The sequence below is a fragment of the Caballeronia zhejiangensis genome (assembly GCF_000698575.1).
In the GTDB taxonomy this organism is placed as follows: Bacteria; Pseudomonadota; Gammaproteobacteria; order Burkholderiales; family Burkholderiaceae; genus Caballeronia; species Caballeronia zhejiangensis.
This window is the reverse complement of record NZ_JFHD01000042.1, coordinates 34,973-55,822: the sequence shown is the minus strand read 5'-3', so window position 1 is coordinate 55,822 and position 20,850 is coordinate 34,973. Positions and strand designations below refer to the sequence as shown.

Sequence of the window (20,850 nt, the reverse complement as noted above, 5' to 3'; positions counted from 1 at the left end):
ACACCGCCGATACCGCCCTCTCCCGCTTCCTTCGCGATCATCGAATCGCGAAGGAACGGAATTCTAGTGAGCGAATCCCGACTCCGCAAGGGGGATGCAAAGAAATTATCGTGGCGCTCCAAGTCACGCTGCACTCTCCTCCGATCGACGTGTTGCAACGCCGCACGATAAAAGCATCGCCCGAGCGACTACAATCAAAGGTTCACCGCACTAATTCACTCTAGTATCTATATGCGCTCGCGAATCGCAAAACGTATTCCCCCAGATGCAGACAAGCTCGTCAGCCTCTCCCTCGCGCTTTTCGCGTCCGGCAGCCGTGTCGAGGACCGCTTCTGGGAAGCTCGCCTCGACACGCTCATCGCCAAACTCGTGCGCAACGGCAATCAGACGACGCTCGACGCCGCGCTCGACCATCTGCAGCAGAATCATCCGGACGCCTACGGCGCGCTCGCCGATATGGCCGAGACGCACAGCGAGTCGTTCAGATTCGACATCGAAGGCGCACCGCATGAAGCCTTGCTCATTGCCGCGCCGGTGCTCGCGTGGACGCGCTACGCGATTCCATCGGGCTCGCTCAAGGGCGATGCCGTCGACGCACTGCGCACGCAGATGCAGGCTCATGTGCTCGCAGCCGATGCCCGGGTAGCCGTCGCGCCCTATCTGTACAGCATCGATCAGTTGCCACGCCACCATGTGGATACGTCGCGCCTCGCGCAACAGTTGCTGCAGACGGTGACGACCGGCAGCGTCGCACGTCTGAATCTGTCGGACCTCCCGGAAACCTCGCCGATTCTCGCGGACCCGCGATTTCTATTGGCGCTGGTCGTCGTACCGGCCGGTGCGGCGTTCTTTCGCTGGCAGGAAGACGAAAACGGCAGCCGCGTGGAGCGGGGTCAATGCCTCGAACAGTGGGCCGCGCAAGGCGGACCGAGCTTCGCGGCAATTCTGCCGGGCTGCGAGTTCGAGTGCTTGCTTCCTGACGCCTACTACTCCGCCTGCCGCGACGCCGACGAGCAGGTGCGTCCGCACACCGTACGTACCGCCGTCCGATATCTGTTCGATACGCTCGGCACCGCGCCCCAGGACTTGCGCGCGGTCATCGCGGGCTTCGGCGAGCGGCGCATCGACGAATATCGCATCGGCTTTACACGTCGCGGCAGCAACGATGTGATCTACGGCGTCGTGTGGCCGCTCTACGGCCGCGAGAACGGGGAACTCGGAATGGACGAGGATCCGGTCGATCTCGAGGGCGCCAATGGACCGGTGGAAGAAATCGTCGAGTTGCTGAAGAAGACAGGTGTCTCTGACGTACGCCGCCATGCGGGACGCTTCGAACCGGAGTTCTGCGACGACTGCGGCGTGCCGCTCTATGCCGATCCGCTCGGCGAGATCGTTCACGCTGAAATGCCGGAAGACGCTGATCCTGCGCAGCCACATTTCCATTAACGATGCTCGATAGCAGCTATTTACGCCAAAAAGAACCCCGCCGCGTGCGGGGTTTTGTGTATTTATGCCTATGCCATTCGGATAGGGGGCCAAATCACCTTAAATTTGTCAACATACCGACTGGCGCCGATGCAAACCGGCGCCGAGTTCCGAAGCCGGTAGGCGACGGTGTATTGACAAGAGGTGAAGCATGATAATCAACATCATTGGTTCCGACGCAGAACGCCGGGCGGGCCTTAAAACATTGCTGCGCCGCGTTGCGCGCCAAGCGCAATTCATCGAGGCGAAGGATTGGAGACAAGCCCGTTCCGCCTTGAAGCGCTCCTCCCCTGACATGATCGTGATCGACTGGGCGCCCGAACTGCGCACCGGCGACCTGCAGATCCTGCTCGACGACGCCCCAGATGTGCCAGCGGCCATCATGGTCGACCGTTGCGGCGCCGCGCTGGTCTACGCGCTGATGAGCGTCGGCGCAATGGGCGTGATCCCGCGCGCCCTCGATCCCATCCTGATACTCCGCGCGCTGGAGATGGTCCTCGTCGGTGGACATTACATTCCGCCGGACGTGGTCGACCCGGAACTGACGCTTGAGCTCACCACCCGCCGCATTCGAAACAGTGCCAAGCTGCCGAAGATTCGCCATCATCCGACGCTGTCACCGCGACAACAGCAGATCATGCGCTGCGTGCACATGGGCAGCACGAACAAGATGATCGCGAAGACGCTCGGTATCAGCGAAGGCACGGTGAAAATCCACCTTGCAAGTATCTTCCAGCAGCTGGGCGCGACAAATCGCGCGGCCGCGGTCGCGATCTACAACGGCGTGCAGAATTCGCATCTCGAGATTCTGCGCAGCGGAGGCGAGAAACCGGTGCGCGTCGTATCGGGCCAGCCAGGCGTGATTCCGCTGCGCCGGCCGCGGACGCGCTATCCGTCGCTTCTCGACAACGATGCGGCCGCGCTGCCGATGGCCGCCGAGCCTGAATCAACGTTCTAGCAACAAACGAGGCAAACGGGTCCGTCCTTTGCGCACACGTTTTACGCGCAACGAGTAATATGCAAGGCATGGGGTTCTTCTACACACCGCTACCGCTTTGGCTAACCGTCGGCAGCTGGATCGCCGCCGCGGGGCTGCTCGCGCTCGCAATGCTGCAGCGTCCGTTCGCTCGCCTGCAGGACGCCACGCTGCAAAACGTGTGGCTTGGCGTCATCGTCGCGATCTCGGTGCTATGGGCATGCAACGCATGGTTCGATGACGGACCCGTCATCCATCTATTGGGCGCAACGTTGATGGTCACGCTGTTCGACTGGCGGCTCGCGCTCATCGGCACGGCCGCGACCACGGGTCTCGCGGCCGTCGTGCTCGATGCATCGTGGCTGTCGGTCGCGACCACCTATCTTCTCTTCGGCGCAGTGCCCGTCGCTGTGTCGACATTGCTGCAGCGCTTGAGCAACCTATGCTTGCCGCGCAATCTCTTTACCTTCATCGCCGGACACGGGTTCATCACGTCGGCGGTTGCGGTGGCCGCCGCTTGTGGCGCGACGGTCGGGCTCGAGATGGCGCTTGCCGGCGGCCCGGTCATCGTGCCTCCGGCATTCACGCGCGGCTCGCTGCTGCTGGGCGCCGGCGAGGCGCTCTTCACGGGCCTGCTCACCATATTGATCACGGTGTACAAGCCTGCCTGGATCACCACCTATGACGTGCGCCGCTATCGCCTGGACCGCGGCCCGCGCGTCTAGGTTGCGCGAAACGTATCAATTCACTGCTACTGGCGGAGTCGGATATCGGACTCCGGGCGATGGGTACACGCACAAAGTACGATAAGATTGAACTCCCTCCCCACACGGCGCATCTTACTTGCCCGTGTCTTCTTAGCGCCAGACTTGATGGAAAGTAACTTCGCACCGCGCCGGCTCCTGCGGCTCGTCGGCCGGTTGGCGGTATGTGCATCGTTGGCATGCGCCGTGTCCGCTTTTGCCGATTCGCTCGACGAGCGCAACGAACTGATTCACCACTTCGTCACCGATTTCAAAGCCAACCCGCTCGTCGCGGATTGCGCTGCACATGGCAACTTCATCGCCAGCACGTCGTCGGCGTTCGATCACGTCGAATTTCCGCCTGCCTCGTTCGATGCCTCGCATTCCGCGATCGAGCCGTGGAACGATTCGTTCGACGAGAAGAAGCAGCGAATCAAAGTGGACAATGTCGTGACCGTCGAAGGTCAAGGCATGCCGAAGGACGGCGGGAGCGATCCCACTCCGCTCAAGTTCCGCTGCGGTTATGTCGGCAGTCAGATGCTCGCTTTCGGCTGGAACGATCCCGTCCCGCCATTGCGCGCGCGCGCTGAACCTCGCTCGACGCACGCCACGAAGGGCAAGCACGGCGCGAAGACGAAGGCGTCGTCGGGCAAGTCGAAAACCACGTCGAAGTCCTCGACCAAGTCGACAAAAAAGAGCACCAAGAAGCACTAGCTCCCTTCGTCCTGCGACGAAGACACGACAAAAAAGGGCGTGGCTGCATGAAGCGGCCACGCCCTTTTCACATCGGCGGCAAGTCGGCGGCGCTCAGGCGCCGAACGCCTGCAGATGCCACAGAATGGCTTGCAGCATCGATGCGCCGAGCGCCGCGCTGCGCGCGCCGTTCCAGCCGACGCTCTCGTCGGGCAGATTCGCGTTGTCCTTGAACGGCATCTCGAGCGTAAGCGACAGGCATTTATACTCGTTGCCGATGTACTTCGACGCGAGCTTGAGCGCATCTGTCTGATACTTGCTCGACTCGTAGCCGTGGACGTCCTGGAAATCCGGGCTCGCCTGCTTGAAGAAATCGACGAACGCCTTCTGCTCCTTCGCCTGCTGCTCGGTGAAGCCCGGCAGCATCTCCGAGCCCGCGACGAACACGTACGGAATGGCTTCGTCGCCGTGGATATCGAAGAACAGGTCGCAGCCCGTTTCCTCGATCGCCTCGCGCACGACCAGCACTTCCGGACTGCGTTGCGCGCTCGGCTCCATCCATTCGCGGTTGAGGTTCGCCCCCGCCGCGTTGGTGCGCAGGTTGCCGAGCACGCTGCCGTCCGGATTCATGTTCGGCACGATATGGAAAATGGCCCGCTCGAAGAGCGCGCGCGCCACCGGATCGCCCGCCCAGTCGCCGAAACCGGCGAGACGCTTCACGAGTCCTTCGACGAACCATTCCGCCATCGTCTCGCCCGGATGCTGACGCGCGATGATCCAGACTTTCTTCTTCGGCTCGGCGTCGCCGAAATCCGGGATGCCGAGCGACAGCACCGATATCGGGCGGCCCTGAACCGTGCTGCCGAGCTCGGTCAGCGTCGCGAGCGGCATCTGCTGGACCGCGCCGAGAAACTCCGAGTGGCGCTCTTCGCTGTACGGCTCGAAGTACGCGTAATAGATGCGATCGAAGTCAGGCGTGTGATCGATCTTCATCACCTGCCCGTCGTACTCCGTCGACACGCGGAACCAGTTCACGCGGTCGTAGCTGGCGACCGCTTCATAGTCGCGCCAGCCCTCGGGAAACGCGCACTGCGCCGCGTTCTCGAAGGTCATCACGAGACGCTCGCCGCGCGCGCCCGACACGCGGAAATAGAACCATTGCGCGAAATCCGCGTGCGAATCGGGACGAATGCGCAGGCGAATGTCGGCGGGATCGTCGGCGTTGAGGACTTCGATCGCGCCCGCGTCGAAGTTGCTTGAGATAGAGAGAGTCATCTGCGTTTCCTTGCGTGCTTGCCGCGTGGATCTCAGTCCGCGACGCGGCGACGAAATACATAGGTCGTGTCGTTCGATGCTTTTGCATCGAATTTGTAGCCTTCGCTGTCGAAGCCCTTGAGCGCTTCCGGTTCGTCGATGCGGTTCTCGACCGCATAACGCGCCATCATTCCGCGCGCGCGCTTCGCATGAAAGCTGATGATCTTGTAGCGCCCGCCCTTCCAGTCCTCGAACACGGGCGAGATGACCGGAGCCGCCAGCAGCTTCGGCTTGACCGACTTGAAATATTCCTCCGACGCGCAGTTCACGAGCACCCGCGCGCCGCGCTGCCTCTGCAACTGCTCGTTGAGCGCCGCCGTAATGCGCTCGCCCCAGAAAGCGTAGAGGTCTTTGCCGCGCGCATTCGGAAACTTCGTGCCCATTTCGAGCCGATACGGCTGCAGCAAATCGAGCGGCCGCAACAAACCATACAGCCCCGACAGCACGCGCACATGATTTTGCGCGAAATCGAGATCGCCGGCAGACAGCGACTTCGCGGCAAAGCCTTCGTACACGTCGCCGTTGAACGCGAGCACCGCCTGCTTGGAATTGTTCGTGTCGAAGGTCTTCGACCAGTCCGCGTAACGCTGGAAGTTCAGCGCCGCGAGCGGGTCCGAAATGCTCATCATGCCGCCGATCTGCTGCGGCGAAAGTTCACGCAGTCCGTCGATCAGTTCCGCGGCGTCATCGACGAATTGCGGCAGCGTGTGCTTCTTGATATGGGCAGGCGTCTCGTAGTCGAGCGATTTGGCGGGCGAGAGAACGATTATCATGGAGGCTCGCCGGCACGCCGCCGGCGATCATTGGCATAAACCCCTGATTGTATCGAATGGACAATTCCGCCGCGCCGCAGCCTGGCTCCACGCGCGTGGTGCTCGATTCGAATGTGTGGATCGACATCCTCGTATTCGACGACCCCGCCACGCGTCCGATTCACGCCGCACTCGTTGCCCGCACGCTCGAAGCGCTCATCGACGAGCGCTGTCTCAGGGAACTCACGCGCGTGCTCGACTATCCGCAATTCGTGCGAATGGACGTCGACAAGACCGCCGCGCTCGCGAGCGTCGCGCGCCTGTCGACGCTCGTGGCCGCGACCATCGACGAAAACGAGCGTCCGCTGCCCCAATGCAAGGACCGCGACGACCAGAAGTTTCTCGAACTCGCGCACGCATCGGGCGCACAGTGGCTCGTATCGAAAGACCGCGCGGTGCTGAAGCTCGCGCGGCGCGTCGCGCGCGATTTCGCGTTTCGCATCGCCGAGCCGAAGCCGTTCGTCATCGAATTCGAGGCACAGGCGGCCATCGGCTGACGGTGTCTTAAAATAGTCGCGAGCCAAATTCAACGCCCATCCGACCATGAACACGACGCACGAATTGCCGCCGACACCGCCCGAACTTTACTTCCCGTCGCGTCTGCCCAACGTGGGCACGACCATCTTCACCGTGATGAGCGCGCTCGCCACGCAAAAAGGCGCGGTGAATCTCGGCCAGGGCTTCCCCGATTTCGATTGCGACGCCCGCATCGTCGATGCCGTCGCGGCCGCCATGCGCGACGGCCACAATCAATATCCGCCGATGGCGGGCGCCGCGCCGTTGCGCCAGGCGATCGCGCGCAAGATCGACGCGCTCTACGGCCGCGCGTATAACCCCGACACCGACATCACCGTGACCGCCGGCGCGACGCAGGCGCTGCTCACGGCGATCCTGTGCTGCGTGCATCCGGGCGATGAAGTCATCGTCATCGAGCCGATGTACGACAGCTATGTGCCGTCGATCGAACTCGCGGGTGGCAAGCCGGTGTTCGTGTCGCTCGAAGCGCCCGACTACGCGCTGCCCTTCGACAAGATCGCCGCCGCGATCACGCCGAGGACGCGCCTCATCATGATCAACACGCCGCACAATCCGACCGGCCGCGTGTGGCGCGCGGAGGACATGAAGAAGCTCGAAGAGATCGTGCGCGACACCAATGTGCTGATCGTCTCCGACGAAGTCTACGAGCACATGGTCTACGACGGCGCGCCGCACGAAAGCGTGTCGCGCTATCCGGAGCTGGCGAAACGCAGCTTCGTCGTGTCGAGCTTCGGCAAGACGTTTCATGTGACCGGCTGGAAAGTCGGCTATGTGGCCGCGCCCGCCGCGTTGACGGCCGAATTCCGCAAGGTGCATCAGTTCAACGTGTTCACCGTGAACACGCCGATGCAGATCGGTCTCGCGCATTATCTCGAAGACCCGAAGCCGTATCTCGAACTGCCCGCGTTCTATCAGAAGAAGCGCGATTTCTTCCGCGAAGGTCTCGCGAAGACGCGCTTCTCGCTGTTGCCGTCCGAAGGCACTTACTTCCAGTGCGTCGATTATTCGAAGATCAGCGACATGCCCGAAGCCGAGTTCTCGCAATGGCTCACGAGCGAGATCGGCGTCGCGGCGATTCCCGTTTCGGCGTTCTATCACGAGAGCCATGAATCGGGCGTCGTGCGCTTCTGCTTCGCGAAGAAGGAAGAAACGCTCGCACTCGCGCTGGAACGTCTCGCGAAGCTTTGAACCGCGGCGCACGCGCCATAACCGCCACAACGAGGAGTCGAACGGAACATGAGTACGCAAGACTTCAAGATCGAAACGCTCGGCATCGTCGGCAGCGGCGCGATGGGGCGCGGCATCGCGCAGATCGCGGCGCTCGGCGGGCTCAGCGTGCGCATCTACGATACGAATCCGAAAGCGCTCGCTGCGGCGCGCGAGTATCTGTCGGACACGTTCGCGAAGCTCATCGCGAAAGGCAAGCTCAAGGAAGCCGACGCGCACGCGGCGCTCGCGCGCATCCGCGATGCGGGCGACACGGGCGAGCTTTCCGATTGCGACGCCATCGTCGAGGCGATCGTCGAGAACCTCGACCTCAAGCGCGAACTGTTTCGCGAGCTCGAAGCCGTGGTCGGCGAGCGCTGCATTCTGGCGTCGAACACGTCGTCGCTTTCGATCACCGCGATCGCCGCCGGATGCGCGCATCCCGAGCGCGTCGCGGGCTTTCACTTCTTCAACCCGGTGCCGTTGATGCGCGTCGTCGAAGTCATCGACGGACTGCGCGGCGACCCGCGCGCAGGCGACGCATTGATGGACCTCGCGCGCCGCATGGGTCATACGCCCGTGCGCGCGAAGGACATGCCGGGCTTCATCGTCAATCACGCCGGGCGCGGCATGAACACCGAAGGCCTGCGCGTGGCGAGCGAAGGCGTCGCGAGCTTCGCGGAAATCGACCGCATCATGCGCGAGCAGGCAGGCTTTCGGCTCGGACCGTTCGAGCTGCTCGATCTCACCGCGCTCGATGTATCGCATCCGGTGATGGAGTCGATCTATCACCAGTTCTATGAGGAGCCGCGCTTCAAGCCGTCGCCGATCACGGGCACGCGGCTCGCGGGCGGGCTCATCGGGCGCAAGGCAGGCGAAGGTTTTTATCGCTATGTCGATGGCAAGCAGGACGTGCCGCCCGAACCCGCCGCGCCGACCGAACTGCCGACGCGCGTGTGGATCAGCCGCGCATCGCACGAAGGACGCGAGCAAGTGCTGAAGCTGATCGCCAAATGCGATTGCTCGGTGCACATCGACGCGGGCCACACGCCGGAGCCGGATTCGCTCATCATCGTGACGCCGCTCGGTTTCGATGCGACCACCGCCGCGGTCAACGAGCATCTCGATGCGACGCGCGTCGTCGCCGTCGATACGCTCTTCCCGCTCGATACGGTCGCGCGCCGCACGATCATGACGACGCCCGCGACCTCGCCCGAGATGCGCGACGCCGCGCACGCCCTCCTCGCTTTCGACGGCGTGCCGGTCTCCGTTATCCGCGATTCGACCGGCTTCGTCGCGCAACGCGTCGTCGCGACGATCGTCAATATCGGCTGCGATATCGCGCAGCAAGGCATCGCGACGCCCGAGGACATCGATCTCGCCGTGATGCTCGGCCTGGGCTATCCGCAAGGTCCGCTCGCGCTCGGCGATACGCTCGGCGCGACGACGATCCTCACGATCCTGCGCAACATTTGCACGGCGCTCGGCGATCCGCGCTACCGGCCCTCGCCGTGGCTCACGCGGCGCGCGCAGCTCGGACTTTCGCTTACCCATACCGAGGAGCTCAGATGAGCGCCGAACTTCTGACAGACCGTCCCGCGGGCAGCGACACCACGCTCGTGCTCAAGTTGTCCAATCCCGGCGCGCGCAACGCGCTGCATCCGGACATGTACGCGGCCGGCATCGAGGCGTTGAACACGGCGGAGCGCGACAACAGCGTGCGCGCGATCGTGCTGACCGGCGCGGACAACTTCTTCTGCGCGGGCGGCAATCTGAATCGCCTGCTGGAAAACCGCGCGAAGGATCCGTCGGTGCAAGGCGAAAGCATCGATCTGCTGGCGGAATGGATCAGCGCGTTGCGCTCATCGACGAAACCGGTCATTGCCGCCGTCGAAGGCGCGGCGGCCGGCGCGGGTTTCTCGCTCGCGCTCGCGTGCGATCTGATCGTCGCCGCCGATGACGCCCGATTCGTCATGTCGTATGCACGCGTCGGCCTGACGCCCGATGGCGGCGCATCGTGGTTTCTGTCACGCACGCTGCCGCGCACGCTCGCGAGCGAAGTGCTGCTCGAAGCGAAGCCGATCGGCGCGGCGCGGCTGCATGAAGTCGGCGTCGTGAACCGGCTGACGAAGAAAGGCATCGCGCTCGATGCGGCTATCGCGTGGGCCGACGATCTCGGCAGCGTGTCGCCGAAAGCGATGGCGCGCATCAAGTCGCTCATCAACGCCGCCGAGCTGCAGCCGCTCGCCGCGCATCTCGACATGGAGCGCGACAGTTTCGTCGATGCGCTGCATCACGGCGACGCGCTCGAAGGCATCACCGCGTTCCTCGAAAAGCGCCAGCCGAACTATCGCTAAGCTCATGGCTCACTACGAATTGCCGAAGCGCCGGCGCATCTTTCTGATGCGTCATGGAGACGTCACCTATTTCGACGACAGCGGCCGCGCGATCGATCCCGAAAGCGTGCCGCTCAACGAGCGCGGACGCGAGGAAGCGAGCGCCGCGGGCCGCGAGTTCGCCGCGCAGAACGTGCGCTTCGATCGCGTGATTGCGAGCGGATTGCCGCGCACGATCGAAACCGCGCAACGCGTGCTCGACGCGACGGGGCAAAGCATCGACATCGAAGTGTGGCCCGAGTGGCAGGAAATTCGCGGCGGCAAGCTGAAGGATCTGACGGTGTCGGACATCGAGCGCGCGTTTCTCTCGGTGTTCGATGGCGTCGTGCCGGAAGAGACGCAATTCCTCGGCGGCGAAACCATCGGCGAATTGCTCGACCGCGTGCTGCCTGCGGTCGCGCGTCTGCGTGAAGATCGATCGTGGGACACGGCGCTGCTCGTGCTGCACGGTGGCGTCAATCGCGCGCTGCTCTCGCACGCGATCACCGCGGGCGGGCGCGCGTTCTTCGGGCATCTGTCGCAGGCGACGGGCTGCATCAACGCGCTCGATGTCGGCGACAAGCCGGCCGACTGGGTCGTGCACGCGATCAATCATTCGCCGCCCTCGCCGCTGCACGCCGACGTGCGCAATACGACGATGGAACTGCTCTACGCCCAATTCGTTCGCTACAAGGCCGGCGACATGAACTGAAAACCGCAGTCCGGAGGAGACGATGCAGAACAACGAGACGCAAAAGCAGTCCGATTTCTCCGCGTTCGAAGGAACGCGGCCCGTGCAGGACAAACAGCGTTTCGATACCGATGCGCTCGTAGCGTGGCTCGCGGCGAACGTCGATGGCTTCGACGGCCCGTTGACCATCGAACAATTTGCCGGCGGCCAGTCGAATCCGACATTCAAGCTCGTCACGCCCGCGCGCAGTTACGTGATGCGCGCGAAGCCCGGACCCGCGGCGAAACTCTTGCCGTCTGCGCATGCGATCGAGCGCGAGTATCGCGTGATGCACGCGCTCGCCGCCACCGACGTTCCCGTCGCGCGCATGCTCGCGTTATGCGAGGACGAAAGCGTGATCGGCCGCGCGTTCTATGTGATGGAGTTCGTCCAGGGCCGCGTGCTGTGGGATCAGTCGTTGCCCGGCATGACGCCCGTCGAGCGCGCCGCGATCTATGAGGAAACGAATCGCGTGATCGCAGCGCTCCATACCGTCGATGTCGAGGCCGCCGGGTTATCGGGCTACGGCAAGCCGGGCAATTATTTCGAGCGGCAGATCGGACGCTGGAGCAAGCAATACGTCGCGTCCGAAACCGAGAAGATCGACGCGATGAATCGCCTGATCGACTGGTTGCCGCGGCATATTCCCGCGTCCCGCGAACCGAAAGTCAGCGTCGTGCACGGCGACTTCCGGCTCGACAATCTCATCTTTCATCCGGCCGAGCCGCGCGTGCTCGCCGTGCTCGACTGGGAACTGTCGACGCTCGGCGATCCGCTCGCCGACTTCGCGTATCACTGCATGGCGTGGCATGTCGACCCATCGCAGTTTCGCGGCATCGCCGGACTCGACTGGGCGGCGCTCGGCATTCCCGACGAAGCCGCGTACGTGAAACGCTATTGCGAGCGCACCGGCTTCGCAATCGAAGGCGACTGGAACTTCTATCTCGCCTACAACATGTTCCGCATCGCCGCGATCCTGCAGGGCATCATGAAGCGCGTCGTCGATGGCACCGCCGCAAGCGCGCAAGCCGTCGATGCGGGCAAGCGCGCGCGGCCGATGGCCGAACTCGCGTGGACATACGCACAAAAAGTGGGGACAAGCGCATGAACTTCGACTACACGCCCAAGGTGCAGGCGTTGCGCGAGAAGCTGCTCGCTTTCTTCGACGCGCACATCTATCCCAACGAAGGCGCTTACGCCGATGAAATCGCGGCGAATCGCGCGGCTGGCAACGCGTGGATTCCGACGCGCCTCATCGAAGGCTTGAAGGAGCAAGCGCGCGCCGAGGGACTGTGGAATCTCTTCCTGCCCGCATCGGCGCGCGGCGCGGGGCTGACGAATCTCGAATACGCGCCCTTGTGCGAAATCATGGGCCGCGTGCCGTGGGCGCCCGAAGTCTTCAATTGCAGCGCGCCCGATACGGGCAACATGGAAACCATCGAACGCTACGGCACCGATGCGCAAAAAGCCCAATGGCTCGAGCCGCTGTTGCGCGGCGAAGTCCGCTCGGCGTTTTTGATGACGGAGCCGGAAGTTGCGTCATCGGATGCGACGAACATCCGCTGCAGCATCGCGCGCGACGGCGACAGCTACGTGATCGACGGCCACAAATGGTGGTCGTCGGGCGCGGGCGATCCGCGCTGCAAGGTGTATATCGTGATGGGCAAGACCGACGCCGACGCGCCGAAACACGCGCAGCAATCGATGATTCTCGTGCCCGCCGATGCGAGCGGCATCACGGTGCATCGGCCGTTGAACGTCTTCGGCTACGACGACGCGCCGCACGGCCATATGGACATCACGCTCGACAACGTGCGCGTGCCCGCGACGAACATGCTGTTAGGCGAAGGACGCGGCTTCGAAATCGCGCAGGGACGGCTCGGGCCCGGGCGCATCCATCATTGCATGCGTCTGATCGGACTCGCCGAACGCGCGCTCGAGTTGATGACGAGACGCACACTCGCGCGTGTCGCGTTCGGCAAGCCGATCGCGCAGCATGGCGTGACGCAGGAGCGTATCGCCGAGGCGCGCATCATGATCGAGCAGGCGCGGCTTCTGACGCTCAAGGCCGCGTACATGATGGACACCGTCGGCAACAAGGGCGCGCGCGGCGAAATCGCGATGATCAAGGTCGTCGCGCCGAACGTCGCGTGCCAGGTCATCGACTGGGCGATCCAGGCACACGGCGCGGGAGGCGTCTGCGACGACTTTCCGCTTGCTTATGCATATGCATCGGCGCGCACGCTGCGTTTAGCCGACGGCCCCGACGAAGTGCATCGAAATGCGATCGCGAAGCTCGAACTCGGGAAATACGCGTCAGGCGGCTGACGCGCCCGGATCGACAGGATTGCGCAGGCCGAAAAGCGCGGCGGAATCGACGGTCAGCACGAGCTCGCCGTTCTGGTTGTGCGCTTCCCAGCGCGTCTGCACGATGCCGCGATCCGGCTTGCTCTTCGACACGCGCTTGTCGAGCACGCGCACGGTGAGGCGCACGCTATCGCCGACGCGCACGGGCTTGATCCAGCGGATGTTGTCGAGACCGGGCGAGCCCATCGAGGTCGAACCGCGCAACATGTCGCGCACGAGGATGCCCATCATCGCGGAACAGGTGTTCCAGCCGCTCGCGACGAGCCCGCCGAAATGCGACGCCTCGCCCGCCGCCTCCGAGAGATGAAACGGTTGCGGATCGTAACGCTCCGCAAATCCGACGATCTCGTCTCTCGTGAACGTGTGCGCGCCCAGCGTCACGGCGCTGCCGATTTCGAAATCCTCAAAAGCGTAGGTCATGCGTTCTCCTTTACGTGGCGGCAAATTCTGACAACGGAGAACACGGTCGCGCAGAACGCGCGGAGGACTGGCGTCGGTGAGAAAAACTGATGTCCATGCGCAGTGTCTCCTTCACGGCCCCTTCCGGAGCCCGCAAAGACACCGCGCAAGAACGTTACTGCAGCGGCTCTTTCAGCACGTCCGGAACAGGCAACGGCATCACGTCGATCCCTTCTTCGAGAAGGGCGTGCGTCTCTTCGGGCGTCGTGACGCCGCGTATGTTGCGCGCCGGCGCCTCGTTGTAATGAATGCGCCGCGCCTCGTCGGCAAACCGGTCGCCCACGTTTTCGGTCTTCTCGATCAGCTCGCGCATGAATTGCAGCGCGCGCGCCTGCAATGCCGCCGCTTCAGGCGCGGCTTGCGTCTGCGCAGGCTGGGAAGCCGCCTCACCTCGCGCGGACGACAAATTCAAGCGTGGCGCGGACGGCATACGACTCACATCGGTCGCCGAGCAAACCGGACAAGCAACCAGCTTGCGCGACAATTGCGACTCGAACTCTTCGGTCGAGGCGAACCAGCCTTCGAACCGGTGATCGTGCGAGCACTTTAAATCGAGGACCTTCATGCTGATGGGGCTTCGTTGAAGTTTATCTCAAAAACGCGCTTTATGAACGGTCGTTCGCAAATCTGCAGGAATGTGCAGTGGCCGTCAAACGCTGAACTACTCATTCTAGCCGCTCGGCCCGAAGGGCGCCTTCGACGACGCAAAAACGACAAAAGCGGCCATCGAGGCAGCTTTTGCACGCATCCGTGTGACGAGCGCTCAATCCTCGATCGACTCACCAAGCTTCCACTCACCCGAGCGGATCTTCTCCAGCCAGAACACGCCGATGATCGTCTTCACGTCGCTGATGCTGCCGTCCTTCACCCAGGCCATCAACTGCGCTTCGTCGGCGACGAAAGTCTCGAGGAATTCGCCTTCGTCGAGTTTCGCATCGCCGGCATCGAGGCCGCGCGCAAGATAGATGTCGATGAACTCGGTCGAATACGAAATCACCGGATGGATTCGCGTGAGGAACGTCCATTCACGCGCGGTGTAACCCGTCTCTTCCTGCAACTCGCGTTTCGCGCACGTCAGCTCGTCTTCGTCCGGATCGAGCTTACCCGCCGGAAATTCAAGCAGCACGCGGCCCACCGGATAACGAAATTGGCGTTCGAGCAGCACGCGTCCGTCGTCGAAGACCGGGAGAATCATCACCGCGCCGGGATGCTCGACGAACTCGCGCGTCGCGTGCTTGCCATCGGGCAATTCAACGGTATCGCGTTTCAGCGTGAGGAACTTGCCCTCGTGCAGCGTGACGCTTTCGACCTTCTTTTCGATGAGGCCGTCGTCGTTACCGGGAATCGAGGAATGATCTGCCATCTTGGGCCCTGTGCTGTTGAAGCAAACAAGCCGCTGACAGCACGAAGCGGTCAGCGGCGTTTGACGAGATATTGATACGTGAAGCCCGGAAAGGCGAACACGACGAAGAGACTGAAGGTAATGGCATAGAACTGCCATTCCTGATCGAATCGGTTGCCGGCGCGCGCTTCGAGCATGAAGCCGAGCGCACCGACCACAAAGTAAAGAACGACGAGCTCGCCGATGCGAATCCACGCGCTCTTCTTCACCGCCTTGCGTCCCGTCGTCGCCGGAAGCGGCAACGGGACGATGGCGAAGAGGCGCTGATTCAGGAACGGCACGTTGGCAAGAACGAGCGCCAACAGCACGATGAACCAGCCTGCCGCCGACATTACAGCGGCAGCGTATGCGAGATCGCCGTGAGGCACGCGCTCATCAACGGACCCGGCACCAGACCGAGCACCAGAACGGCCAGGCCGTTGAACGCGAGCAGCGAGCGGTTCAGGCCGCCGGCGACGATCGGCGATGCGTCCGTCGGCGCATCGAAGTACATCAGCTTGACGACGCGCAGGTAGTAGAACGCGCCCACGAGCGAGGTCATCACGGCGAGGACGGCGAGCCATGTGAGACCGGCGTTCATCGTCGCTTCGAGCACGGCGAGCTTCGCGTAGAAGCCGACCGTCGGCGGGATGCCGGCGAGCGAGAACATCATGATCATCATAACGAACGCGAATACCGGGCTGCGCTGATTCAGGCCCTTGAAGTCTTCGAGCATTTCGGCTTCGAAGTCGCGGCGCGCGAGCAGCATGACCACGCCGAAGGTGCCGAGCGTCGTGACGAGATAGATGATGCTGTAGAACATCGCCGAGCTGTATGCGCCCGCCGCACCCGTCAGCTTGCCGTCGACCACGCCGGCGAGCAGACCCAGCAGCACGAAGCCCATGTTCGAGATGGCCGAGTAAGCCAGCATCCGCTTGATGTTCTTCTGCACGATACCCGTGATGTTGCCGACGATCAGCGACAGCGCCGCGAGGATCACGAGCATTTCCTGCCAGTCCACCGCGAGCGGCAAGAGGCCCATCACCAGGAAGCGCAGACCCCACGCGAACGCCGCGACCTTCGGTCCGCCGCCGGTGAGCAGCGTCATCGCGGTCGGCGCGCCCTGGTAGACGTCAGGCACCCACATGTGGAACGGCACCGCGCCCATCTTGAACGCCACGCCCGCAACGATGAAGATCGCGCCGAACAGCAGCACGGCGTCGTTGATGCGGCCCGATGCGACGGTCTTCAGCACTTCGTTCAGATCGAGCGAGCCGGTCGCGCCGTAGATCATCGAGATGCCGTACAGCAGGAAGCCGGATGCGAGCGCGCCGAGCACGTAGTACTTCATCGCCGACTCGTTCGACTGCGGCACGTCCTTGCGCAGCGCGATCACCGCGTACAGCGACAGCGACATCAGTTCGAGGCCGAGATACAGCGTCAGGAAGTTGTTGCCCGAAATCATCACGCACTGGCCGAGCAGCGAAAACAGGCCGAGCAGGAAGAAGTCGCCGCGGAACAGGTCGCGGTCTTCCAGATACTTCTTCGAGTAGATGATCGACACCGCGTAGCCGAGACACACCACCGCCTTCATCGCGCTCGCGAACGGATCGACGATATACATGCGCGTGAAGAAGAAATGCGGCGTCGGGTCGAGCGCGGTGACGGCGAACCACACGCCGCAGACGATCGTCGACACGAGCGCGATCAGATACGTCGTGCCGCGGCTCTTCGGGCCGAACATCGTGTCGTTGAGCCAGGCCAGAACGACCGACGCCATCAGGATCGCGTCAGGCCAAAGAATACTCATAGAGGCGTTTTGCATGATCTTTTAGTTCCTCCGCACGACGTTACTGAGCCAGCGGCAGCTTGGACTGCGCGACGTGGGAGAGCAGGTTTGCCACGGATTCGTGCATCACGTCGGTAAAGGGCTTCGGATGCAGGCCCATGTACAGCGTGAACAGCGCAAGGATGGCGAGCATCAGGAATTCACGCCCGTTGATGTCCTTGAGCTTCGCGACGTGGTCGTTCGCGACCGCGCCGAAGTACACGCGCTTGTACATCCACAGCGTGTAGGCCGCGCCGAGGATCAGCGTGAACGTCGCGAGGAAAGCGATCCAGAAGTTGTACTTCACCGCTGCCAGAATCACCATGAATTCGCCGACGAAACCCGAGGTACCCGGAAGGCCGCAGTTGGCCATCGCGAAGAGCATCACGAATGCCGCGAACTTGGGCATCGTGTTCACGACGCCGCCGTAATCCGCGATCTGGCGCGAGTGCACGCGGTCGTACAGCACGCCGATCGAAAGGAACATCGCGCCCGATACGAAACCGTGCGAGATCATCTGGATGATCGCGCCTTCGACCGCGAGCTGGCTCGACGCACCGAACATGAAGAAGCCGAGCGTGACGAAGCCCATGTGCGCGATCGACGAATACGCGACGAGCTTCTTCATGTCGGACTGCACCATCGCGACGAGACCGATGTAGATCACCGCGATCAGCGACAGCGTGATGACCACCGGCGCGAGGAAATGGCTCGCGTCCGGCGCGATCGGCAGCGAGAAGCGCAGGAAACCGTACGCGCCGAGCTTCAGCATGATCGCCGCCAGCACGACCGAACCGCCCGTCGGCGCTTCGACGTGCGCGTCCGGCAGCCACGTGTGCACCGGCCACATCGGCACCTTCACGGCGAACGCCAGGAAGAACGCGATGAACAGCAGCACCTGCGGCGTCATGTCGAGCTTCGCGGCTTGCCACGTCGCCAGATCGAACGTGTGCGTCTGCGTGTAGAGGTACAGCAGCGCGACCAGCATCAGCAGCGAGCCGGCCAGCGTGTACAGGAAGAACTTGAACGCCGCATACACGCGGTTCGGGCCGCCCCACACGCCGATGATGATGTACATCGGAATGAGCGTGGCTTCGAAGAACACGTAGAACAGCAGGCCGTCCGCCGTCGAGAACACGCCGATCATGATGCCCGAGAGGATCAGGAACGCGGCCATGTACTGCGACACGCGCTCGGTGATCACTTCCCAGCCGGCGATCACGACGATCACCGTGATGAGCGCGGTCAGCACGACGAACCACATCGAGATGCCGTCGACGCCGAGGTGATACGTGATGTTGAAGCGCTCGATCCAGTTCGACTGTTCGACGAACTGCAGCGCGGCCGTCGACGTATCGAAGCCGGTGATGAGCGGAATCGTGACGATCAGCCCGAGCACCGAGCCGACCAGCGCGACCCAGCGCGCGGGCGCCGGGTTGCGGTCGTTACCAACTGCGAGCACGAGCAGGCCGAAAACGATCGGCAGCCAGATCGCGACACTGAGAATCGGAAAAGAGTGCATAGGATCCCTCGCCTTATTTGCCGCCGAGCGTCACAAACAGGGTCAAGAGCCCCAACATGCCGATAATCATGGCGAACGCGTAGTGATAGATGTAACCGGATTGAAGGAAGCGGATCACACCGGCGAACCAGCCCATGAACCGCGCACTGCCGTTGACGATGCCGTCGATGACGACCACATCGCCCTCTTTCCACAAGCCGCGGCCGATGGCGACAGCGCCCTTCGCGAACACGACCTCGTTGATCTTGTCGCAGTAGTACTTGTTGTCGAGCAGCACGTAGATCGGGCGGAACGTGCGCGCGACAACCGCCGGCAGGTCCGGACGCTTCATGTAGAAGAACCACGCGACGATCACGCCGAGCGCCGCGAGCCACACCGGACCCGGGGTGATGATGCCGTGCAGCGCCATCGCAATCCAGCCGTGGAACTCTTCGGCCATTTCCTTCAGGCCTTCGTGGTTCTCGGCGATGTAGATCACCTTGTCGAACACGACGCCGTGCGAGAAGAAGTCGCCGTAGATCATCGGGCCGATCATGATCGCGCCGATGATGATCGACGGAATCGCGAGCAGCACGAGCGGCAGCGTCACGACCCAAGGCGTTTCGTGCGGGACGTGAGCGTGTCCGTGACCGTGATCGTCGTGATGACCGTGCGAATCATGACCGTGGCCGTGCGCTTCCGCCTGGCCCATCGGCGAGTCGGGATGCTTCGGACCGCGGAAGCGCTCTTCGCCGTGGAACACCATGAAGTACATACGGAACGAGTACAGCGACGTGACGAACACGCTCGCGACCACCGCGAAATACGCGAAGCCCGAGCCCGCCAGATGCGAGTACTTCACGGCTTCGATGATCGAATCCTTCGAGTAGAAGCCCGAGAAGAACGGCGTGCCGATCAGCGCGAGCGAACCGATCAGCGATGTGATCCAGGTGATCGGCATGTACTTGCGCAGGCCGCCCATGTTGCGCATGTCCTGATCGTGGTGCATGCCGATGATGACCGAGCCCGCGCCGAGGAACAGCAGCGCCTTGAAGAACGCGTGCGTGCCGAGGTGGAACACGGCGACCGGATAAGCCGAGACGCCGAGCGCGACCGTCATGTAGCCGAGCTGCGAGAGCGTCGAGTACGCGACCACGCGCTTGATGTCGTTTTGCACGACGCCGAGGAAGCCCATGAACAAGGCCGTGATCGCGCCGATGACCGTCACGAACGAAAGCGCCGCATCCGAATGCTCGAAGAGCGGCGACATGCGCGTCACCATGAAGATGCCGGCCGTCACCATCGTTGCCGCGTGGATCAGCGCGGAGATCGGCGTCGGGCCTTCCATCGAGTCGGGCAGCCAGACGTGCAGCGGGAACTGCGCCGACTTGCCCATCGCGCCGATGAAGAGGCAAATGCACGCGACCGTCAGCAGACCCCATTGCGTGCCGGGGAACGTCATCGTCGCGAGCTTGTCGCCCTGCGCGAACACGTCGCCATAGTTCAGCGAACCGGCGAACGCGAGCAGCAGGCCGATGCCCAGCAGGAAGCCGAAGTCGCCCACGCGGTTCACGATGAACGCCTTCATGTTGGCGTAGATCGCGCTCTCACGCGTGAAGTAGAAGCCGATCAGCAGGTACGACACGAGGCCCACCGCTTCCCAGCCGAAGAACAGCTGCAGGAAGTTGTTGCTCATGACGAGCATCAGCATCGAGAACGTGAAGAGCGAGATGTAGGAGAAGAAGCGCTCGTAGCCGACTTCCTCGTCCGCCATGTAGCCGATGGTGTAGATGTGCACCATCAGCGAGACGAAGGTCACGATGACCATCATCATCGCCGTGAGCGAGTCGACCAGGAAGCCGACTTCCATCTTCAGCGTGCCGACGCTCATCCATTCGTAGATGGTCGCGTTGAAGCTCGCGCCGTGCATCACGTCGTTGAAGACGATCGCCGAAAGAATGAACGAGATGAAGACGCCGAGGATCGTGACGCGATGCGCGCCCTTGCGCCCTACCCATTTCGCGAACAGCCCCGCGATCAGACAGCCGGCAAGCGGCGCCAGCGGAACCGCGAGCAGGAGGTTTTCATTGAGTGTCGTGGACATAACAGCCTAGCCTGAAATTAACCTTTGAGCTGATCGAGGTCCTCGACGTTGATCGTGTCGAGGCTACGGAACAGGGTCACGAGAATCGCGAGACCGATCGCGGCTTCAGCGGCGGCGACAGTCAGCACGAAGAACACGAAGATCTGGCCGTGCACGTCGCCCACATAGTGCGAGAACGCGACGAAATTGGTGTTCACCGCGAGCAGCATCAATTCGATGGCCATCAGGATGATGATGACGTTGCGGCGGTTCAGGAAGATGCCGACGATGCTGATCGCAAAGAGGATCGCACCGAGCACGAGGTAATGGGCAAGACTCAACATATTCGATTTCTCCTTC

Annotated in this window: 22 protein-coding genes; 12 read left to right on the top strand and 10 right to left on the bottom strand. The window is 62.7% G+C overall.

Annotation, left to right across the window (positions count from 1 at the left end; genetic code table 11):
• From BG60_RS39370 to BG60_RS31240, 5 genes are all read left to right on the top strand, one after another.
• Positions 1-224, top strand: a 224-nt coding sequence (locus BG60_RS39370; protein WP_206540332.1) for a hypothetical protein, incomplete at its 5' end; no start/stop codon positions are given.
• Positions 225-231: 7 nt separating this feature from the next.
• Positions 232-1,446, top strand: a complete 1,215-nt coding sequence (locus BG60_RS31255) for a DUF2863 family protein (RefSeq protein ID WP_033535767.1) — start codon at positions 232-234, stop codon at positions 1,444-1,446.
• Positions 1,447-1,636: 190 nt separating this feature from the next.
• Positions 1,637-2,443: a helix-turn-helix transcriptional regulator gene (locus tag BG60_RS31250; protein WP_033535768.1), complete on the top strand. Its 807-nt coding sequence runs from the start codon at positions 1,637-1,639 to the stop codon at positions 2,441-2,443.
• Positions 2,444-2,511: 68 nt separating this feature from the next.
• Complete coding sequence (locus BG60_RS31245) at positions 2,512-3,186, top strand: membrane protein (RefSeq protein WP_033535783.1); 675 nt, start codon at positions 2,512-2,514, stop codon at positions 3,184-3,186.
• Positions 3,187-3,333: 147 nt separating this feature from the next.
• Positions 3,334-3,918, top strand: coding sequence for a BspC domain-containing protein (locus tag BG60_RS31240; RefSeq protein ID WP_034473902.1), 585 nt, complete (start codon positions 3,334-3,336; stop codon positions 3,916-3,918).
• Between the two features lie 93 nt (positions 3,919-4,011).
• Here the strand turns inward: BG60_RS31240 and BG60_RS31235 are convergent, their stop codons facing one another.
• Positions 4,012-5,172, bottom strand: coding sequence for a M14 family metallopeptidase (locus tag BG60_RS31235; RefSeq protein ID WP_008341683.1), 1,161 nt, complete (start codon positions 5,170-5,172; stop codon positions 4,012-4,014).
• A 32-nt stretch (positions 5,173-5,204) separates the two neighbouring features.
• Complete coding sequence (yaaA, locus tag BG60_RS31230; RefSeq protein ID WP_008341685.1) at positions 5,205-5,984, bottom strand: peroxide stress protein YaaA; 780 nt, start codon at positions 5,982-5,984, stop codon at positions 5,205-5,207.
• Between the two features lie 56 nt (positions 5,985-6,040).
• Here yaaA and BG60_RS31225 point away from each other — a divergent pair, with 56 nt between their 5' ends.
• From BG60_RS31225 to BG60_RS31195, 7 genes are read left to right on the top strand one after another with little or no spacing between them, the layout of a single operon-like run.
• Positions 6,041-6,520 (top strand): putative toxin-antitoxin system toxin component, PIN family, encoded by a 480-nt coding sequence (locus BG60_RS31225; protein WP_008341688.1) that lies wholly within the window; start codon positions 6,041-6,043, stop codon positions 6,518-6,520.
• Between the two features lie 46 nt (positions 6,521-6,566).
• Positions 6,567-7,748, top strand: a complete 1,182-nt coding sequence (locus BG60_RS31220; protein ID WP_008341690.1) for a pyridoxal phosphate-dependent aminotransferase — start codon at positions 6,567-6,569, stop codon at positions 7,746-7,748.
• A 48-nt stretch (positions 7,749-7,796) separates the two neighbouring features.
• The gene (locus tag BG60_RS31215) at positions 7,797-9,338 is read left to right on the top strand and encodes a 3-hydroxyacyl-CoA dehydrogenase (protein WP_008341692.1); all 1,542 of its coding nucleotides are present in this window, start codon (positions 7,797-7,799) and stop codon (positions 9,336-9,338) included.
• Positions 9,335-10,123 carry an oxepin-CoA hydrolase, alternative type gene (locus tag BG60_RS31210; protein ID WP_008341693.1) on the top strand — a complete coding sequence of 263 codons (789 nt, stop codon included), beginning with the start codon at positions 9,335-9,337 and terminating at the stop codon, positions 10,121-10,123. Before BG60_RS31215 ends, BG60_RS31210 begins: the two co-directional genes overlap by 4 nt.
• Before the next feature lie 4 nt (positions 10,124-10,127).
• Entirely contained in the window at positions 10,128-10,853 is a 726-nt protein-coding gene (locus tag BG60_RS31205; protein WP_008341696.1) for a histidine phosphatase family protein, read from the top strand.
• Positions 10,854-10,875: 22 nt separating this feature from the next.
• Complete coding sequence (locus tag BG60_RS31200) at positions 10,876-11,979, top strand: phosphotransferase (protein WP_008341699.1); 1,104 nt, start codon at positions 10,876-10,878, stop codon at positions 11,977-11,979.
• Positions 11,976-13,199, top strand: a complete 1,224-nt coding sequence (locus BG60_RS31195) for an acyl-CoA dehydrogenase family protein (protein ID WP_033535770.1) — start codon at positions 11,976-11,978, stop codon at positions 13,197-13,199. The genes BG60_RS31200 and BG60_RS31195 overlap by 4 nt, the downstream gene beginning before the upstream one ends.
• On the opposite strand, the gene BG60_RS31190 is transcribed toward BG60_RS31195, so the two are convergent.
• From BG60_RS31190 to nuoK, 8 genes are all read right to left on the bottom strand, one after another.
• Positions 13,188-13,658 carry a MaoC family dehydratase gene (locus BG60_RS31190; RefSeq protein ID WP_008341704.1) on the bottom strand — a complete coding sequence of 157 codons (471 nt, stop codon included), beginning with the start codon at positions 13,656-13,658 and terminating at the stop codon, positions 13,188-13,190. The two genes, BG60_RS31195 and BG60_RS31190, sit on opposite strands and share 12 nt — an antisense overlap.
• Positions 13,659-13,812: 154 nt before the next feature.
• Positions 13,813-14,262, bottom strand: coding sequence for a DUF1178 family protein (locus BG60_RS31185; RefSeq protein ID WP_008341706.1), 450 nt, complete (start codon positions 14,260-14,262; stop codon positions 13,813-13,815).
• 198 nt (positions 14,263-14,460) lie between these two features.
• Positions 14,461-15,060, bottom strand: a complete 600-nt coding sequence (locus BG60_RS31180) for an NUDIX domain-containing protein (RefSeq protein ID WP_008341708.1) — start codon at positions 15,058-15,060, stop codon at positions 14,461-14,463.
• A 50-nt stretch (positions 15,061-15,110) separates the two neighbouring features.
• The gene (locus BG60_RS31175) at positions 15,111-15,431 is read right to left on the bottom strand and encodes a DUF2818 family protein (protein WP_008341710.1); all 321 of its coding nucleotides are present in this window, start codon (positions 15,429-15,431) and stop codon (positions 15,111-15,113) included.
• Positions 15,431-16,903: an NADH-quinone oxidoreductase subunit NuoN gene (nuoN, locus tag BG60_RS31170; RefSeq protein ID WP_008341711.1), complete on the bottom strand. Its 1,473-nt coding sequence runs from the start codon at positions 16,901-16,903 to the stop codon at positions 15,431-15,433. Before nuoN ends, BG60_RS31175 begins: the two co-directional genes overlap by 1 nt.
• A 25-nt stretch (positions 16,904-16,928) precedes the next feature.
• A complete protein-coding gene (locus BG60_RS31165) occupies positions 16,929-18,428 on the bottom strand; it encodes an NADH-quinone oxidoreductase subunit M (protein ID WP_008341712.1) in 1,500 nt (499 codons plus the stop codon).
• Between the two features lie 13 nt (positions 18,429-18,441).
• Entirely contained in the window at positions 18,442-20,511 is a 2,070-nt protein-coding gene (gene nuoL / locus BG60_RS31160) for an NADH-quinone oxidoreductase subunit L (RefSeq protein WP_008341714.1), read from the bottom strand.
• Positions 20,512-20,528: 17 nt separating this feature from the next.
• The gene (nuoK, locus tag BG60_RS31155; protein ID WP_034473900.1) at positions 20,529-20,834 is read right to left on the bottom strand and encodes an NADH-quinone oxidoreductase subunit NuoK; all 306 of its coding nucleotides are present in this window, start codon (positions 20,832-20,834) and stop codon (positions 20,529-20,531) included.
• Positions 20,835-20,850 lie beyond the last annotated feature (16 nt).

Excerpts from the sequence above, each read along its gene's own strand:
- BG60_RS31225 (WP_008341688.1), top strand. The coding sequence starts at position 6,041 with ATGGACAATTCCGCCGCGCCGCAGCCTGGCTCCACGCGCGTGGTGCTC.
- BG60_RS31240 (WP_034473902.1), top strand. The coding sequence starts at position 3,334 with ATGGAAAGTAACTTCGCACCGCGCCGGCTCCTGCGGCTCGTCGGCCGG.
- BG60_RS31250 (WP_033535768.1), top strand. The coding sequence starts at position 1,637 with ATGATAATCAACATCATTGGTTCCGACGCAGAACGCCGGGCGGGCCTT.
- BG60_RS31200 (WP_008341699.1), top strand. The coding sequence starts at position 10,876 with ATGCAGAACAACGAGACGCAAAAGCAGTCCGATTTCTCCGCGTTCGAA.
- BG60_RS31245 (WP_033535783.1), top strand. The coding sequence starts at position 2,512 with ATGGGGTTCTTCTACACACCGCTACCGCTTTGGCTAACCGTCGGCAGC.
- BG60_RS31180 (WP_008341708.1), bottom strand. The coding sequence starts at position 15,060 with ATGGCAGATCATTCCTCGATTCCCGGTAACGACGACGGCCTCATCGAA.
- BG60_RS31235 (WP_008341683.1), bottom strand. The coding sequence starts at position 5,172 with ATGACTCTCTCTATCTCAAGCAACTTCGACGCGGGCGCGATCGAAGTC.
- BG60_RS31215 (WP_008341692.1), top strand. The coding sequence starts at position 7,797 with ATGAGTACGCAAGACTTCAAGATCGAAACGCTCGGCATCGTCGGCAGC.
- BG60_RS31175 (WP_008341710.1), bottom strand. The coding sequence starts at position 15,431 with ATGTCGGCGGCAGGCTGGTTCATCGTGCTGTTGGCGCTCGTTCTTGCC.
- nuoK (WP_034473900.1), bottom strand. The coding sequence starts at position 20,834 with ATGTTGAGTCTTGCCCATTACCTCGTGCTCGGTGCGATCCTCTTTGCG.
- nuoN (WP_008341711.1), bottom strand. The coding sequence starts at position 16,903 with ATGCAAAACGCCTCTATGAGTATTCTTTGGCCTGACGCGATCCTGATG.
- BG60_RS31205 (WP_008341696.1), top strand. The coding sequence starts at position 10,128 with ATGGCTCACTACGAATTGCCGAAGCGCCGGCGCATCTTTCTGATGCGT.
- BG60_RS31190 (WP_008341704.1), bottom strand. The coding sequence starts at position 13,658 with ATGACCTACGCTTTTGAGGATTTCGAAATCGGCAGCGCCGTGACGCTG.
- BG60_RS31185 (WP_008341706.1), bottom strand. The coding sequence starts at position 14,262 with ATGAAGGTCCTCGATTTAAAGTGCTCGCACGATCACCGGTTCGAAGGC.
- BG60_RS31165 (WP_008341712.1), bottom strand. The coding sequence starts at position 18,428 with ATGCACTCTTTTCCGATTCTCAGTGTCGCGATCTGGCTGCCGATCGTT.
- nuoL (WP_008341714.1), bottom strand. The coding sequence starts at position 20,511 with ATGTCCACGACACTCAATGAAAACCTCCTGCTCGCGGTTCCGCTGGCG.
- BG60_RS31195 (WP_033535770.1), top strand. The coding sequence starts at position 11,976 with ATGAACTTCGACTACACGCCCAAGGTGCAGGCGTTGCGCGAGAAGCTG.
- BG60_RS31210 (WP_008341693.1), top strand. The coding sequence starts at position 9,335 with ATGAGCGCCGAACTTCTGACAGACCGTCCCGCGGGCAGCGACACCACG.
- yaaA (WP_008341685.1), bottom strand. The coding sequence starts at position 5,984 with ATGATAATCGTTCTCTCGCCCGCCAAATCGCTCGACTACGAGACGCCT.
- BG60_RS31255 (WP_033535767.1), top strand. The coding sequence starts at position 232 with ATGCGCTCGCGAATCGCAAAACGTATTCCCCCAGATGCAGACAAGCTC.
- BG60_RS31220 (WP_008341690.1), top strand. The coding sequence starts at position 6,567 with ATGAACACGACGCACGAATTGCCGCCGACACCGCCCGAACTTTACTTC.